This is a genomic window from Alkalihalophilus lindianensis, assembly GCF_032843265.1.
Classification (GTDB): domain Bacteria; phylum Bacillota; class Bacilli; order Bacillales; family Bacillaceae_D; genus Alkalihalophilus; species Alkalihalophilus lindianensis.
The window spans coordinates 1-261 of record NZ_JAWJBA010000535.1; the positions used below are offsets into that span (position 1 = coordinate 1).

Annotated in this window: 1 protein-coding gene; it reads left to right on the forward strand. The window is 69.3% G+C overall.

Features of this window, described 5'->3' with window-relative positions:
- A partial coding sequence (locus tag RYX56_RS23320) for a zinc-binding metallopeptidase family protein (RefSeq protein WP_317124253.1) occupies nt 1–261 on the forward strand: 261 nt, incomplete at both ends.

Consider the following 261-nt stretch of genomic DNA (forward strand, 5'->3'; position numbering starts at 1 on the left):
CCGCCACACCCTGTCAGAGACAGCCTCCGACACCCGTGGCATCGGGGCGGCAAGACGCTGGGTCGAGCGGGAGTTCCAGACGATCAGCCGCGACTGCGGCGGCTGTCTGGAGGTGGTGCTGCCCTCCGACACGGTGACCGCCCCCCGGATCCCCACGCCAACCGAGGTCGTCAACGTGGTGGCCATCCAGCGGGGCACCACCGACCCGGACCGGGTCATCGTCATCTCCGGCCACCTCGATTCGCGCGTGACCGATGTCAT